Raw genomic sequence first — 16707 nt, forward strand, 5'->3', positions numbered from 1 at the left:
TTGTCCTCCTTAGCGAGAACAGATTAAATTTCTTCTGATTCATTTTTCTTTTCAATAGGCATTCTTGCCTTCGTATCAATTAACCATTGATCAAGCTTTGCCTGAAGTTCATTTGCTATTTCCGACTCTTCATTGAAAAGATTATTTTTTTCCTCTCGATCATTAGCCAAATTAAATAACTCATCCATACCGGTTTCATAATAATGGATCAATTTCCAATCTCCGGAGCGAATTATGGAATAAGGAATGACAGTAGTCTCCCGATAATGAGGAAAATGCCAAAACAAATCTCTTTCTGCCAGTTCCCCTTTCTCTGTAAGAAGCCCTTTTAAGCTTTTTCCCTCCAATTCTGAATCAGATGATTTAAGACCTACAAATTCCAAAATTGTTGGAATCCAGTCCATCGTTATGATCGGGACTTCAATTTCCTTACCCTGAGGGATAATTCCCGGAAGGCTGACAATGGTCGGAACTCTAATTCCGCCTTCATATGGAAAACCTTTTTGAGACCTAAGACCCAAATTTACTGTAACAGGCTTATCCGGATTTCCTATCAAACCTCCATTGTCCGAGGTAAAAATCAATAGCGTATTTTCTCTCAGTCCTTTCTCGTTTAAGTACTCCATCAACTTCCCGATATTGAAATCGAGATTTTCGATCAAGGCTGCATACTCTGGATTATTTTGAACTCCCTTTTCTTTTTCTTCATACTTAGACACCAAATCAGGAGGCCCCATGATCGGTGTATGAACTGCATAAGGAGCCCAATGCACAAAGAAAGGGCCTTCCGTATTCTCAATAAATTGGACCAATTCATCGCTTTCCCGGTCCGTCAAAAACTCCCCTTTTTCTCGAGGAGGTAGATTTTTCATTTCATAAAACTCTCTCGGCTGCGCAGCTTGATAAGGGTCAAAATAACTCGGTGGCTGCCCTAGATCATTACCTCCTATATTCACATCAAATCCTTGATCCTCGGGATGAAATCCTTCCTCTCCTAAATGCCACTTTCCCAAGTGTAGTGTATGATATCCTAGTTTTTTCATTCGTTCGGCGATAGTCTCCTCCTCTAATGGGAGGTAACCCTGAATCTTGGGAGTTTCCAAAGGTCTTCCCTCAAATTCTTCGTATTCTCCAAGTTCACCGGAAGTAGAATAGCCTTGGAATTTCGCCCGAATCCAATCTGTAATCCCTAATCTTGCTGGATATTTCCCGGTTAAAAGTGCGGCTCTGGTAGGTGAACAAATCGCAGCTGCTGCATAGGAATTCGTAAATAGAGTCCCCTCCTGAGCAAGTCGGTTTAAATTGGGTGTTTCATAAAAGTCAGAACCAAATGGCTGAATATCTGCCCAGCCTAAATCATCCACATGGATTAAAATAATATTCAGTGGTTCTTCCTTGGGCTTAGCGCATGAAATCAAAAGAATCAAAAGAAGAAAAGTCCAAACCCATTTACCATCCATACAATTAAAATACCGTTTTACCATTTATCATCCTTTATATAATCATTTTATAAGAAATCCCTAACCTTTTGGTTTGACCAGCGTAGAAACGAACAGAGCTTTTATTGCTTAATTCGGTTAATTACACTCAAAGTCAGGGGATATGCAGGTGGGCTAAACTGGCCCAACCTGCCCTCTGCACCAATTTCAATAAGTAAGTCCTCTCAAATACTGAATACTTTTTGGCAGGTTTTGGAGTTCTTTTTCGCTTTCATCCTCAATGAACATGTGCTTGATCCCAATCTTATTAGATTCTCTTAGAATACCTGGAATATCCAACTCACCGGTACCTAAAGGGACATCATTTTCAGGGCCCGTCAAACCAGTCATATCTTTGGGAGCTCCTTTTCGGAAGTCTTTTAAGTGCAGAGAAACCCATCGGTCTCCATATTTTTTCAAAAGAGCAACAGGATCTCCTCCACCGAAATGCGTCCACATCACATCCATTTGAAGAGAGACATATGCTGGATTAGTATTTTCAACCAAATAATCGAAAAGAGTTCCTTTTCCATAAGGCTGAAATTCATAACCATGTACATGATATTTAAATGTGATCCCATTCTCTTTAAGCACTTTCCCCCCTTCATTAAAAGCTTTGATGGCTCTGTCAGCATCTTCTTTGGAAAAAGCTCCTCTTTTATGGGGAATCCATGCACACATTACATATTTGGCACCTAATTCCTTTGCCTTATCTGCGACTGCTTGAGGGTCCGACTCCAAAGCTTCAAAGCCAATTCCAGTAGAAGGAATGCTAATTCCTCTATCGGCCAACATCTTCTTGAAATCTGCAAGATCGACCCCTTGAGGAGCTCCGCCTTCATACTCTTTAAATCCCATACTCTGAATGATATCCAAAGTCTCGGGCACACCGTTTTTCCATTGGTTCCGAAAAGTATAAGAAGCTATACCCAAGGGAACTTGAAACAGGGGATCACCTTTCTTTTGAGCAGATACCTTCGTAGGAATTAAATTCCAAGCCATAGCAAGGAACAACAAGCTTATAATATTTTTCATCTGTTTATAATTTGTTTTTTAGAGGTCAGATGGAATGCCCAGGATAATCATCCCTCTGTATGAGATTTTTCTTCATGGGCATTTCATAGGACTTAGGTTGAGATTTTGGGTTATTTTGAGGCTTTCAGAGCTAATACTCAATCGTGAAATGATTCTATGCTCAATTCAAGATTTGAATTTTCTACGGATTACAAATTCATTTTTTTCAACTCATCCACAGCATAGTTAGCCGCTCTGGCAGTTAAAGTCATAAACATCAATGTAGGATTCTGAGTACTGGTGCTGGTCATGCAGGCACCATCTGTCACAAAGACATTTGGGCAGGCATGCAACTGATTATGTTTGTTCAGTAAGGAGGTCTTAGGATCTTTCCCCATTCTAACTCCTCCCATTTCGTGGATATCTGATCCTGGAGGTGCCTGGGAGTCAGAAACGGCAATATTGGTAAAGCCCATACGCTCAAACATCTCTGTTTGCTGTTCTAAGAAATCCTGTGTCATTTTATCATCATTTTCGGTCCACTCCACAGACATGACAATTTTAGGAATTCCATACTTATCAGTTTCGGTATCGCTTAAGCGCATATGATTGCTTTCTACAGGAATCATTTCCCCCTGCATCCATGCTGCCATGGTCCAAAGTCCATGTTCTTGGTTCAATAGATTATCTCTTAACTGATGACCGATCACATCTGTATCGGAAGTCATAGCTCTACCCCCTGCCATTCCAATAGCATATCCTCTCAAAAAGTCCGTATCCTGCTTAAATACATTTCTGAATCTGGGAACATAGGCATGACCTGGGTGTTTGCCTTCGGTGGCTTTATCTTGAAATCCTTCGAAAGTGGCAAAGCCTTTCCCCCTATAATTATGACATGCCATGAATTTGCCTAGCAAACCATTGTCATTTCCCAGTCCATTAGGAAAGCGATTGGATTTGGAATTTAGTAGAATGGCATTGGAGTTAATGGTCGACGCATTGACAAAGATAATTTTGGAGTAAAACTCCATGGCCTCCTTTGTCTCCCGGTCAATTATTCTTACACCGATAGCTTTGCCCTTCTCTTCATCATAAAGAATCGATTCCACCACGGCATCAGGCCGAATAGTGAGGTTACCTGTTTTTTCTGCCCAAGGCAAGGTGGATGCATTCGCAGAGAAATATCCTCCATAGACACAGCCTCTATTACACATATTTTGATGCTGGCACTTATTCCTTCCCTGCTGTTTATGAATCTCCTGAGGATCGGTCAAATGCGCACATCTACCCTGAATCAAATGACGGTTACCATAGATACTTTTCAACTGCTCAGCGTAGTACTTCTCTATGCAACTCAGTTCAAACCCAGGCTGTACAATTTGATCTGGCAATTCCGGCAAGCCATCGCGACTCCCTGCAAAACCAACAAACTTTTCTACATAGCTATACCATGGCTCTAAATCTTGATATCTAATAGGCCAATCAACAGCATAACCATCTCTTGCTGGACCTTCCAAATCATAGTCAGACCATCGCTGAGTCCCTCTAGCCCAAAGCAGGGACTTTCCTCCCACATGATATCCTCTAAACCAACGAAAGGGCTTCTCCTCTATATAAGGCTGTTCGTCCTCGGCCAAAGCCCAATGCATGGTCTCTTCCCTTCCCCAGCGGGCAGCTCCTACTCCTGATCTTTTTTCTATGGGAACAGTTCCTCTAAACTCAAATTCCCAGGGGGCTTTGGAGGCTGTAGGATAATCTTCTATATGGCGAACCATTCTTCCCCGCTCTAGCACTAGGGTTTTGAGTCCTTTCTCGCAGAGTTCTTTGGCCGCCCATCCTCCACTTGCTCCGGAACCGATGACGATTGCATCATAGGAGTTTTGCTGCTTGGCTTTTAGGTTTAGGTTTGACATGTTAATTGAGTTGGATATTATTTGGCTGAAAAAACCAATTAGTACTGAAATCTACCAGGCAATAGCGTATAAAAGGTAGTAAATTGCTTTAAATAAAATAAAAAGAAAGAAGATTATCTCACCTAGAGCGGCAAGCCAATTTTCCTTTGATAAATGGAATGGGAGACCTAAGCCAAAAGCTTTCATTAATGCTTCCTTTATGCACTTAAATAGAACTTTTTAAAAAATGGATGCAAATAAAAAGAACTCTCAAGAGGATTAAAAACAAAAACGGGAAGCAATTTTTCAATTACCTCCCGTTTCATAACTCAGAAATCGTAATCCCTGAACTATGCCAAGCTACAGTTACTAACTATCACCAGTTGCCCGGTTCAAAATTCTAAGATTGAATCATCTTCGAAAAGATTTGTCCCATTTGAATACTTCTGTAATGCACTTCTGCAGTAACCTGTCTCAGAGTCTCCCTCGCAGGAGAAACCATTCATGCCAAAAGCTTCGAAGAACTATTGAGGCTCTTCATCCTGGGCCGATCTGTTTTTGCACTTCTGCGGTTTTCCGTTTCAAACAACTGCATTTAAGCAGCTATTCCTTTGTGCACGACTGCTTTATTCCGAAGAACTCAGCTTGCTGATTCACCAAGTTCACATTTCTGGAGTTGCCTCTTTCAACCGATCACTTGCGCGCTCGATCCTTTATGCAATGGTTAGTCTTAAAGTTCAGAAACTTCGTAGACTTCAACATATCGTTTTTGGCACTTCTGCGGTTTTCCGTCTCAGACTTTCACCCGTTGGTGATTGCCCCTTCGCGCCCGATCTCAAAATTTCAAACTAGAATCCGGGGTCGTATCCCCGATTATTTATCTCTTACTTGGTTTATTAAAATTGGCTGAAAATCAGAGGAATTCCTATTATTTACCGGATTATTTTCCCACAATTTATCCCCATATTTATTAAGGCAAATAATCGGTTTATCAACATAAATTTGAAACTTATGCACATTTTTATAAATTTCATCCTTTTTATTAGCGCTATTTGCCAAATATTATTTTACACAATAATAAACCGGGCTAAACTCAGTTTATTCCCCTCCTATTTTCTTACAAAAGGCCATGCAATTCAGAGTCGATTTTGACCGATGATAGAACAAAATCATCTGTTTCTAGTGATTTTGATTAGGGAAGATTAACTTTCAATATGGCACAAACAAAACCTCATGTAGGACTTTTTATTCCTTGCTATGTGGATCAATTTTACCCTCAGGTAGGTAAGGCAACGCTTGAAATTTTAGAAAAGCTTAACTGTAACGTATCCTATCCACTTAACCAAACATGCTGCGGACAGCCTTTGGCTAATTCAGGATATGAAAGGGATACCAAAGATGCCTGCCAGCATTTTCTCAGCTCTTTTCTTCAGTTTGATTTTATTGTCTCTCCCTCTGGAAGCTGCGTTCACCATGTCAAGGAACGATATCCCAAAATATTGCATGACCCAGAACTTCAATCTCTGCTGGATTCAAAAATATTTGAACTCACTGAATTTCTCCATGATATCCTTAGTCTAGAGATCCAGGGTACTTTCAGTCATAAGGTTGGTTACCATGCATCCTGTCATGCTTTAAGAGGTTTGGGACTCTCAAAATCCAGTGAGGTCAATACAGCACCTTTCGATAAAGTGAAAAGCCTCTTTGAAAAAGTGGAAGGGCTAGAGTGGTCCCAACTTCAAAGAAGTGATGAATGCTGTGGCTTTGGCGGAACCTTTTCTGTAAAAGAAGAAGCAATCTCGCTTTCTATGGGTAAAGATAGACTGACCGATCATCATGAAGCAGGTACCGAAATTCTCACAGCCACCGACATGTCCTGCCTGATGCATTTACAAGCCATAGAGGATAAAAATCAAAGCTCTCTTCCTGTTATGCACTTGGCTGAAATAATCAACCAAATAATCTCATGAGCCATTCAATAGCATCGACTGATTTCCTCAAAAATGAGGAGCATGCCAAATGGCATGATGAGACCTTGTGGATGATCCGGGAAAAAAGGGACTTGGCCAGTCAAAAAGTGCCGGAATGGGAAAATCTAAGAACACTAGCTTCTTCTATCAAAGAACATGTGCTTTCGAATTTGGACCATCTTCTTCTGGAGTTTGAAGCCAATGCCACGAAAAATGGAATTCAAGTTCATTGGGCAAAAGATGCCCAAGAGCATAATCAATTCGTCTTAGATATTTTAAAAAAGCAGTCTTGCGCTCAGGTGGTAAAGAGCAAATCAATTCTCACTGAGGAGTGCCATCTCAACCCATTTCTGGAGAAAAATGGGATTGAGGTAATCGACACCGATCTAGGGGAAAGGATTGTGCAGTTTCTTCATCAACCACCCAGTCATATTGTATTGCCGGCCATCCATTTAAAGAAAAGAGATATTTCCGAACTCTTTCACCAAAAACTCCAAACTGAAAAGGGAAACGAAGATCCATATTATTTAACCCAAGCTGCAAGAAATCATTTAAGAGAGAAATTTCTAAAGGCCAAAGTTGCTATCACTGGAGTCAATTTTGGGATAGCAGAAACAGGCGAATTTGTCGTTTGCACCAACGAAGGAAATGCTGACATGGGGGTACATTTGGCAGACGTTCACATTGCCTGTATGGGTATTGAAAAATTAATTCCCCGGAGAAATGATTTAGGAGTGTTTTTGAGATTGCTGGCTCGATCTGCCACGGGACAAGCCATCACCAATTATACTTCTCACTTCAGAGGCCCAGAAAAGGGAAAGCAAATTCATTTAATCTTGGTGGACAATGGCAGAACAGAACAATTAGGGAGAGAAAAATTCAGAAACTCCCTGAAATGCATTCGTTGCGGAGCTTGCATGAATACCTGCCCAATTTATAGAAGAAGCGGAGGTTTCAGCTATCAAAGTACTGTTCCAGGCCCAATAGGCTCCATACTTTCTCCTGGATTGGATTTGAAAAAATACAGCTCGCTTCCTTTTGCCTCAACGCTTTGTGGCAGTTGTACGGATGTATGCCCGGTAAAAATCAATATTCACGAACAACTCTATGAATGGAGACAAGAAATCACCAAGGCCAATCCAAATTATGCGGAAAGCTTAAGCATGAAATTAGCCAGTGGTATTTTCAAAAGCCCACTAGCCTACAGGATATCGGGATTTCTGATGCGTAAACTCATTATTAACTTACCCGACTCCTTATTATATAATCCCTGGAATGTTTGGGGAAAAGGAAGAAAGCTACCAAAAGCTCCTCAGGAATCTTTTAGAAATTGGTATTTAAATCACAGGAAGGATGAGCAGTAAACAAGAAATTCTCGAAAAAATCCGGCATCTCAGGCTGGACCAAACCGAACTTCCTACAATTCCTGAATTTAAAAATTCCTTAAACACTGAAGAGGAATTTAAAGCATCAATTGAAGCAAATAAAGGGGAGGTTATTTCTCAGGAAAAACTTATGTCGTGGATTTCTGAATCCGGTTTTCAGAATACTTTGAGTTTCTCACAACTCATAAATGTAAACACTTCTTATACTAAGATTGAAGATGCTCACGAGCTAGACCAACTTCAAGTTGCAATAATCGACGGTCAATTTGGCGTAGGGGAAAATGGAGCAATCTGGATCACTAATGATCAAGTTCCATTTCGAGCCATTCCATTTATTACAGAGCATTTGGTAATTGTGATTCCAAAAAATGAAATTGTACCTACCATGCATCAGGCCTACATTAAAACCTCAAATCAAACCTACAGCTTTGGTTTATTTATAGCAGGACCTTCGAAAACAGCGGATATAGAACAATCACTCGTAATAGGAGCTCACGGCGCGAAAAGCCTGAGAGTTGTATTAGTTTAAACCAAATTCCTTTCCAGAAAAAAGATATTTCTGGAAGCTCCATCTGCTTCAAATCCCAACTTCATTTCTAGCTTGTCAGCAATTTTTTTACACAATGGAAGACCTAATCCTGTTCCTTTTTCGCGATTAGTTCCATAGGATGTTTTTACCTTGAATTCGAAAAGTTCATCCCGAAGTTTTTCCGGAATGACAGGGCCTTCATTTTGAACCTCCCACCTCAACATGTTAGGGGCCACTTTCAAAGAAAGTTCGATGGTGGAATCAGATTGGGAGAATTTTAAAGCATTATCCAAAAGATTTTTTAAAATGATTTTAATCTCATTTTCTTCTAAATCAAATTCCTCAGTTTCGCCGTCTATCTTAAGCGAAATACGTTGATTCTTTCTCTGAGCTTGTATCAACATAGTATCTCTGATTTCTTCCATCAAATCCTTGGGATCTACCTTCTTAAGGTCGAAATTTCGATCATCTAATTCAGTCATAACCCAAGACAAGGTATTATTAAGAACCTTGTTGAGATGAAAGCTTTGATTTTTTAGCTCTGAAAAAATTTGCTTCATATCGTCATCATCAAATTCACCCCGGTCAACCATTTCCATGGTTGAACTCAAAGTTGCAATGGGGTTTTTCAAATCATGAGACAATAGAGCTATCAGTTGATTTTTTTTCTGATTGACATCTGATAGCTTTTCCAGATTTATTTCATTCTCTTCCCGAAGCTGATTTAAAAAGATATTTTGTCTCTGAAAATTCTTGATAAATACCATCACCCCAGCATATACAAATAGCCCGCACCAAATTAAAGTGATCCAATGATCCCAAAATCGGTTTTCCAAACTTGTATATACCCTAGGGACGGAATAGTACCCATAAACCTCCAAATAAAACAACAGGCCAAATGTGAGAGTGACCAAAAATAACCAAAGGGCCTTCCAAGTTCCTTTTATCAAAATTGCTATGGCAACGATAAAAATAAAAAAGGTATAAAGCGTCGGACCATCAAATCCATCATTTTCAAAATAATTGAATATGATTACCATTACCCCTGCTCCTATCATCAAGTTTAGGATTAGCTGGTACTTCCCAAACTTCTTCATATACCAATAGCCTATAAAGAAGGGGATCGCCAAGATTAACTTGAGGCTAATTATAAAGGCACTCAATCCAACAAAATAATCAGAAATGCCCAAAAAAATCATTAGTATGCCAGCAAAGGCAGCAAAAACTAAAGCTATTTTATTTTGGAGTTCTTCTAGATTTCCAGATTTATCCAGGTACTCTAACACACTCATATCAAAATCTCGTCGACAGCATTAAAAAAGCAAATAAAACTAAAAATAAAAAAAGAATTCGCAATACCGTACAATAACTTGTATTTAAAATGCTAAAAATTGATAATGAAGCAAAAAAGTTAAATCACGCTCTTGAATGAATCGCCACCCTATTTCCTTCTGTATCTAAAAACACTCCCATATAGCCTACGTCCTCCGAAATCATGCGTTTGTCAATTTGTATTTTTCCTCCTGCAGCCTCTACTTTTCCCAATTCTATCTGACAATCTTCCGATGAAAAATAGATCAAAGCCCCTGCATGCCCACTAGTCTCATAAAAATGCTCATGATATACTAAGCTTCCTCCTGCTCCTTTTCCCGTTTCATCCCAAGGAAACCAGGCCATTTGAAAATCTCCCATGATTTGCTTGTTTAGCTTGCAGTCAAATACAGACTCGTAAAATTTGATGGCTCGATCCATATCATTGACCGGAATCTCAAACCATCCTACAGTGACAGTCTTCATAGTTTTGGGGTTATAATTTTATAAATTGTTTCACTACTCTTTCTATACTCTCGTAAGTTTAATGGGATAGGTCTTTCCAGCATTCCATTGACACACATAGATATTTTCATCCTGATCAATACAGACATCATGGCAATGTTTGAAAATTGGATCTGATTGAACCATCAGTTGAAGTTCCCCATTTCGGTACTCTGGAGCTGTTCCGCCGGGATTTGATACTACTTGATTATCCTTATCCAGAATTGTCACAAATCCTGAATTATCCATTTGCTCTAAGTATTTCAGCCTCGACCAACAGACACCTGCATACAGATTTTCACCATGAATTACAGGGCGGCATACGAAAGCACCTGGTAAAAAGATGGTTTCTAAATATTCCCCATCCATGGTAAATCTCTTAAAAGAATTATGTCCTCTTGAGGTACAGATCAGGGAAGGTTCCTTGCCTCCACGCTTATCTACCGCTACCCCATGAGCGGTCTTAAACTGCGCATCTCCATGTCCATCCCCTCCAAATTTTCGAATGAAATTTCCCGCTTTATCATATTGTAAAAAGTATTGAGAACCATAGCCATCGGCAATGTATAAATCTCCATTGGGAGCGACCGCTGTCTCTGTAGGTGTCCATCTCATTTTTTCATCATAAATACCCTCTTTAGCGGGCATAGGGATTTCTGAAACCACCACACCACTCAGAGTAGTTTTGACAACTCTCCCACCATTATCAACGACCCATAAATACTCGGTGTCTCCCTCATCTACCAAAGTCAATCCATGAGCTGCATTCAAACCCAGAGTCCAGGTTTCCAACAGTTTTCCATCTTGATCATAAATGATTACATTATTTTTAGGCTCATCTGTCAAAAGAATCATCCTGCCTTTTCTGTCCATGACCATCTCATGACAGTTGACCACGGGAACTTTAGTAGGGTCTAAATTACCCCATTTCATATCTACTTTGTAGGTGAAATCTCCATGACCTAAGATTTGATCTTGTGCTGCAAATAATGAAAAGTCAGGTTTAAGGCTCATAGCTAAAGTGATCAGGGAGGAATTTTGGATAAATCTTCTTCTGGAATTCATAGGTGCTGATTTACTTCAAGTTAGGAAAATGCAGGGAAGATGAAAAATCAACATTCAGAGAATCAGATTATCAATAGTTTGGCGCCGAAAAATTAAATAAATTTAGATATCCCAAACATGATCAAACCATGAAAAGGCTCATTTTAAGTTTTATTCTCGCTTTTTTTTCATTTCAAATGAATGCACAGGAAATTGCATTACAACTCTATTCCCTCAGAAATCAAATTCCTCAAGACCCGGAAAAGTATCATCAAATGATTGCTGACTGGGGAATCTCTGCACTAGAAGGATTAGGCAGGCATGAAATGTCCGAATTTGAATACTTGAAACTATTAGAAGAAAATGAGCTGGACATAGTTGGAGTTGGGGCTGATTTCAATCAGCTGGCAAGAGATCTAAATCCCATCATTGCACAAGCCAAGCTTTATGGTGCTAAGTATGTGACCTGCTACTGGATTCCTCATGAAGAAGGTCCCATTTCTCTGGATGAAATCAAATTGGCCACTGCGTTATTTAACCAAGTAGGTTTAGAGTTGAAAGAACAAGGACTGACTTTTCTCTATCATCCCCACGGATACGAATTCGCCAAAGCTGGAAATGGAGTGGTAATGGATTACATGTGGAAAAATGCTGAAAATTTCGCTTTCAACATGGATGTGTTTTGGGTGAAAATGGGTGGTGGAGATCCGCTGAAAATTATGAAAAAATACAAGGGAAAATTCCCTCTCCTTCACTTGAAGGATCGAAAAACAGGTACTCCAGGATCTATGGACGGACATGGAGATGTGGAAACCAATGTTGTCTTAGGCACTGGAGATATTGACATTGCAGGCATCATCAAAGAAGCCAAAAAGCAAGGCACAAAGTATTTGGTCATTGAAGATGAGAGTAGCAGATCAGTAGAACAAATCCCTCAATCTGTAACATTCATCAAGAAGCAACTCGAAAAGTAATTTACTTATACTCCGAATAATCTTGGCAACCACAGTGAAATCTCAGGAAACAGCATAATCAAAATCAGGGCTAAAATCATTGCAAAAAAGAATGGCAATAAGGGCTTTAGAACTTTCTGAATGCTCGTTTGGGCAACTCCCACTCCTATGAATAATATGGAGCCTACAGGTGGAGTGCATAAACCTATGCAAAGATTCAATACCATCATTATCCCAAAATGAACTGGATCTACTCCCAATGCAGTGACAACAGGTAAGAATATCGGAGTGAAGATCAATACAGCTGGAGTCATGTCCATAAATACACCTATAAATAGCAAGATCAGATTAATCATGATCAAAATCACGAAGATATTATCGCTTAAAGAAAGGAGCGAATTCGAGATATTTTGAGGAATTTCTTCCGCAGACATTACCCAAGACATAGCCATAGAAGTTGCAATCAACAGCATTACAACGGCAGTAGTTTCGGCTGATTTCAGCAATACAGAAGGCAACTCTTTTACTTTTAGCTCTCTGTAAATCAAAGAAAGTCCTAAAGCATATAAAACTGCGATTGCGGATGCCTCTGTAGCAGTAAATACTCCCGCGATAATCCCTCCTATGACTACAATCAATAGAAATAAACTAGGGATTGCACGCCAGAAAGTTTTGAATAACAAAGCCATACTAGACCGCTCACCTGAGGGCAGCTTTTTGATTTTCACCATAACAGCTGCTGTGATCATTAGCAATAGCCCCACCAATAAACCCGGTAAATATCCGGCCACAAAAAGAGCCGCTACTGAAACACCTCCCGAAGCCAAAGAATATACAATTAAGACATTAGAAGGCGGAATAATCAGACCTGTGGTGGAAGAGGTGATATTTACAGCAGCCCCCAGCTCTTTGGGATATCCCTCCTTTTCCATTCTTTTCCCTAAAATCCCTCCCATAGAAGATGCAGCTGCCACTGCTGAACCCGCGATAGCTCCCATCAGCATTGCTGCTATGACATTCACATGAAGTAGACCTCCCGGTAGCCGACCAGTCAGTGCTTTGGCAAACTCAATCAGCCTATTGGCAATACCTCCTCGGTTCATTAATTCACCTGCCAAAATGAAAAAAGGAATAGCTAAAAGGGAAAAACTATCCAAACCAGTTCCCATACGCTGGGCAATAGTGGTCCAGGCAGGAACTGTCGCCACAGTCACCATCAATGTCAATAAACTGGATAATCCCAAACTCCAGGCAACAGGTACACCTAAACCTAAAAAGACCAGAAAAGAAACCACCAATACTAAAATGCTTAAAGTTTCCATATTAGGCGGTTTTAAGATTTGATGACAACTTCATGATACTTTCCGCTTGATAAAAAATCACCAAAAGACCGCTGAGAGGAATTATGATGTAGACATAGGCCAAGGGTAATTCCAAGGCAGCGGAGGTTTGATCTAAAGTAAAGGTAATGTAAACCAAATTGGTCCCTCCGATCACCATTGCTACTATTGCAAAAAGCATGACGCAAGCATGGATGATTATTTTTACAAAGAGTTGATTTTTAGAACTCAGTTTTGCCTGAATCAAATCAATCGCCAAATGTTCATCTTTTCCGGCCACATAAGCTGCCCCAAGCATCCCCACCCATATCAACATATATCTGGCTAGTTCATCCGTAAAGGCACTTGGGTTTTGAAAAATATAGCGTGATGCTACCTGCCATGAAACATTAATAACCATCAAAGCCATCAGAATAACCAAGATAATGGCTACAAATCGATCTATTTTATTTTTTATAGAAGTTAGGGACATCAATTTTGGGTTTATTGAATTGCTCGAATTGCCTGAACCAACTGGTAAATGTCCGGAGACTGAACTTTCAAGTCTTCATACATGGAGGAAACAGCCTCCCTGAAAGGCCCTTTATCCGGATAAGAAATCTGAACTCCGGCCTTTTTTAATTCATTCAAAGACTCCTCGGTGGCCTCTGCCCAGATTTTATATTGAAGTTCGGCCGACTCATCCGCAGCCTCCTGAAGCCATTGCTGCTCTTGCTCTGTCAGACTATTCCAAACCTTGGTACTGACAATGACTACATCTGGCAAAGCAGTATGCTCATCTATGCTGTAGAATTTACAGACCTCGTAATGCTTGGAAGTGTACAAACTAGGCGGATTATTTTCAGCCCCATCCACGATCCCCTGCTGCAAAGCCGTGTATAATTCTCCATACGCTACAGGAGTTGGAGAGCCTCCCATACTTTTTACCATATTGGAAGCAACTGCGCTTTCCATTACTCGAACCTTCAATCCACTCAGGTCTTCAGGACTTTCTACTGGCTTTTCTTTGGTATAAAAACTTCTTTTCCCCGCATCATAATAACACAGGCCCCGAAGCCAAAACTCTTCCGGGTCTTGCAGTAATTGCTTTCCGATTTCTCCTTTCAATACTTTATTCAAATGCTCATCATCTCTAAAAAGATAAGGCATCCCCAAAACTTTCATGGTAGGAGCAAATCCTTCTAAAGCAGCTGACGAAACTTTGGTCATCCCTAAACTTCCAATTTGCAAAAGCTCGACTAATTCCCGCTCGGTACCCAATTGTTGATTAGGATATACTTTGACGATAATTTGTCCATTGGATTTTTCCTCCAGTCTTTGAGCTAAAAAAAGCATCGCTTCATGCACAGGATGGGATGGGACCAAAGCATGTCCCATCTTAATGATTTTTTTACTCTGAGGCCCTTGACAGGAAAGAGTAAAAAGACAGATACAAATAAGTAAGAAAAAGTAGCTTGGTTTTTTGGGGTATTGCATAGCATCAGCTTCTTATCTAACAAGTATAAGTTTTTCCAAGGTCAAATACTCAAAGAATTACGGAATCGATTTTGGTAAAATCCAAAACTCCTAACCTGACATTGCTTAAATTAGGTTTTCTATCAAAAGAATTAGGCCTACATGAATCCAAAAACCCTTCAAATCAACCCCAATGATAATGTTTTAGTAGCCTTGCAAGATCTTTCAGCAGGGGAATCGGTTTTTATGGGAGATTTTGAATTGACTGTCAAAGAGGATATTCCAGCCAAACATAAATTGACAATTCAGCCTTTTGAAAAAAATCAGGAAGTAATCATGTATGGGCTATTGGTAGGAAAAGCTACACGGGCAATTCCCGCCGGAGGTCTTTTGAGCACCGAAAACATCAAACATCAAGCTGCAGATTTTGAAATCAACCCTTCAGCATATGAATGGAAAAAACCCGATATCAGCCGTTTTGAAAATCGGCTATTCATGGGCTATCACCGTTCAGGCGGTCAGGTCGGCACTAGAAATTATTGGCTGGTAATCCCTCTGGTTTTTTGTGAAAATAGAAATGTAGAAACTATCCGAGAAGCCTTTGCTGAAGAATTGGGATTTGCGAAAAGTAATCCTTACAAGCAATTGGTTAGGGCAATGGCTGATTCTTTCAAAAAAGGAAATATAGAGGAATTGGATAGATTACAAGCGGGTTCCGTTTCTGAAAAACGGGCGCCCAAACTGTTTGAAAATATAGATGGAATTAAATTTTTGACTCATCAGGGTGGATGTGGAGGAACCCGTCAGGATTCTGAATCTCTCTGTGCATTATTAGCAGGATATATCAATAACCCCAATGTGGCAGGTGCTACCGTATTGAGTTTGGGTTGCCAAAACGCCCAAGTGGAAATACTTCAACAAAAACTAGCTACCATTAACCCATCATTTGATAAGGCGGTTTTGGTTTTCGAGCAACAAAAATCTGGTACTGAGCAAGAGCTCTTAACAGAAGCCATCAAAGAAACTTTCAAGGCTTTGGTCAAAGCTAATCAAGCAGAAAGAAAACCTGCCCCTCTGAGCAGGCTTACCATGGGATTAGAATGCGGAGGTTCAGACGGATTTTCCGGCATCTCAGCCAATCCAGCAGTAGGATATGCTTCAGATCTGTTGGTTGCTTTAGGAGGAAAAACTATGCTCGCAGAGTTTCCTGAACTTTGTGGCGTAGAGCAGGAATTGATTAATCGCTGTGTGAGTGAGGAAAAGGCAAAAAAGTTTTCCCTCCTGATGAAAGCCTATGCTTCCAGAGCTGAAGCAGTAGGCTCGGGTTTTGATATGAACCCCTCACCGGGAAATATCAAGGACGGATTGATCACCGATGCAATCAAATCTGCCGGAGCTGCAAAAAAAGGCGGAACTTCCCCTGTCACGGACGTATTGGATTATGGAGAATATGCGAGAAAAGCCGGACTCAACTTGCTTTGTACTCCGGGAAATGACGTGGAATCCACGACTGCCTTGGCTGGAGCTGGGAGCAATGTAATTTTATTTACGACGGGGCTGGGAACGCCCACTGGCAACCCAATTTGTCCTGTTTTAAAAATATCCAGCAATCATCAGCTAGCCAAGCGGATGCCAGACATAATTGACATCAATACCGGTTTTATTATTTCCGGAGAAAAAAGCATACAAGAGATGGGAGAAGAGATTTTAGAAAAAGTAATTGAGGTGGCGAGTGGAAAAATAGATTCGAAAGCCATGCTCTTGGAGCAGGATGATTTTATTCCTTGGAAAAGAGGAGTTTCTCTTTAATCGCTTTTAGGATTAGCATAAAG

Annotated in this window: 14 protein-coding genes; 5 read left to right on the top strand and 9 right to left on the bottom strand. The window is 40.2% G+C overall.

Going from position 1 to position 16707, the window contains the following annotated elements; translation table 11 throughout:
- Positions 1-23: 23 nt before the first annotated feature.
- From FL972_RS07285 to FL972_RS07295, 3 genes are all read right to left on the bottom strand, one after another.
- The gene (locus FL972_RS07285) at positions 24-1460 is read right to left on the bottom strand and encodes a sulfatase (protein ID WP_250161310.1); all 1437 of its coding nucleotides are present in this window, start codon (positions 1458-1460) and stop codon (positions 24-26) included.
- A 186-nt stretch (positions 1461-1646) separates the two neighbouring features.
- Positions 1647-2513, bottom strand: a complete 867-nt coding sequence (locus FL972_RS07290) for a sugar phosphate isomerase/epimerase family protein (protein ID WP_144604386.1) — start codon at positions 2511-2513, stop codon at positions 1647-1649.
- Positions 2514-2701: 188 nt separating this feature from the next.
- Positions 2702-4405 carry a GMC oxidoreductase gene (locus tag FL972_RS07295; RefSeq protein ID WP_144604387.1) on the bottom strand — a complete coding sequence of 568 codons (1704 nt, stop codon included), beginning with the start codon at positions 4403-4405 and terminating at the stop codon, positions 2702-2704.
- A gap of 1193 nt (positions 4406-5598) precedes the next feature.
- On the opposite strand from FL972_RS07295, the gene FL972_RS07300 reads away from it, so the two are divergent.
- From FL972_RS07300 to FL972_RS07310, 3 genes are read left to right on the top strand one after another with little or no spacing between them, the layout of a single operon-like run.
- Entirely contained in the window at positions 5599-6354 is a 756-nt protein-coding gene (locus FL972_RS07300) for a (Fe-S)-binding protein (protein WP_144604388.1), read from the top strand.
- A complete protein-coding gene (locus FL972_RS07305; protein ID WP_144604389.1) occupies positions 6351-7718 on the top strand; it encodes a lactate utilization protein B in 1368 nt (455 codons plus the stop codon). The genes FL972_RS07300 and FL972_RS07305 overlap by 4 nt, the downstream gene beginning before the upstream one ends.
- Positions 7708-8268 carry a LutC/YkgG family protein gene (locus FL972_RS07310; RefSeq protein ID WP_144604390.1) on the top strand — a complete coding sequence of 187 codons (561 nt, stop codon included), beginning with the start codon at positions 7708-7710 and terminating at the stop codon, positions 8266-8268. Before FL972_RS07305 ends, FL972_RS07310 begins: the two co-directional genes overlap by 11 nt.
- Here the strand turns inward: FL972_RS07310 and FL972_RS07315 are convergent.
- From FL972_RS07315 to FL972_RS07325, 3 genes are all read right to left on the bottom strand, one after another.
- Positions 8265-9560: an ATP-binding protein gene (locus tag FL972_RS07315; protein ID WP_144604391.1), complete on the bottom strand. Its 1296-nt coding sequence runs from the start codon at positions 9558-9560 to the stop codon at positions 8265-8267. The genes FL972_RS07310 and FL972_RS07315 overlap by 4 nt on opposite strands.
- A 124-nt stretch (positions 9561-9684) precedes the next feature.
- Positions 9685-10065 carry a VOC family protein gene (locus FL972_RS07320; protein WP_144604392.1) on the bottom strand — a complete coding sequence of 127 codons (381 nt, stop codon included), beginning with the start codon at positions 10063-10065 and terminating at the stop codon, positions 9685-9687.
- A 42-nt stretch (positions 10066-10107) separates the two neighbouring features.
- Positions 10108-11148, bottom strand: coding sequence for an NHL repeat-containing protein (locus tag FL972_RS07325; protein ID WP_144604393.1), 1041 nt, complete (start codon positions 11146-11148; stop codon positions 10108-10110).
- A 128-nt stretch (positions 11149-11276) separates the two neighbouring features.
- Between FL972_RS07325 and FL972_RS07330 the strand changes: the two genes are divergently transcribed.
- Entirely contained in the window at positions 11277-12101 is an 825-nt protein-coding gene (locus FL972_RS07330) for a sugar phosphate isomerase/epimerase family protein (RefSeq protein WP_144604394.1), read from the top strand.
- Positions 12102-12106: 5 nt separating this feature from the next.
- Here FL972_RS07330 and FL972_RS07335 read toward each other — a convergent pair whose 3' ends face one another.
- Genes FL972_RS07335 through FL972_RS07345 form a run of 3 tightly spaced genes read right to left on the bottom strand, consistent with a single transcriptional unit; the run spans position 12107 to position 14896 of the window.
- Positions 12107-13402: a TRAP transporter large permease gene (locus tag FL972_RS07335; protein ID WP_144604395.1), complete on the bottom strand. Its 1296-nt coding sequence runs from the start codon at positions 13400-13402 to the stop codon at positions 12107-12109.
- 1 nt (position 13403) lies between these two features.
- Positions 13404-13892: a TRAP transporter small permease gene (locus FL972_RS07340; RefSeq protein ID WP_144604396.1), complete on the bottom strand. Its 489-nt coding sequence runs from the start codon at positions 13890-13892 to the stop codon at positions 13404-13406.
- An 11-nt stretch (positions 13893-13903) separates the two neighbouring features.
- Positions 13904-14896, bottom strand: coding sequence for a TRAP transporter substrate-binding protein (locus FL972_RS07345; protein WP_144604397.1), 993 nt, complete (start codon positions 14894-14896; stop codon positions 13904-13906).
- 141 nt (positions 14897-15037) lie between these two features.
- Between FL972_RS07345 and FL972_RS07350 the strand changes: the two genes are divergently transcribed.
- Positions 15038-16684: a UxaA family hydrolase gene (locus FL972_RS07350; RefSeq protein ID WP_144604398.1), complete on the top strand. Its 1647-nt coding sequence runs from the start codon at positions 15038-15040 to the stop codon at positions 16682-16684.
- The last annotated feature ends 23 nt before the right edge of the window (positions 16685-16707 follow it).

It is taken from the genome of Algoriphagus algorifonticola (genome assembly GCF_007655305.1).
Lineage (GTDB): Bacteria > Bacteroidota > Bacteroidia > Cytophagales > Cyclobacteriaceae > Algoriphagus > Algoriphagus algorifonticola.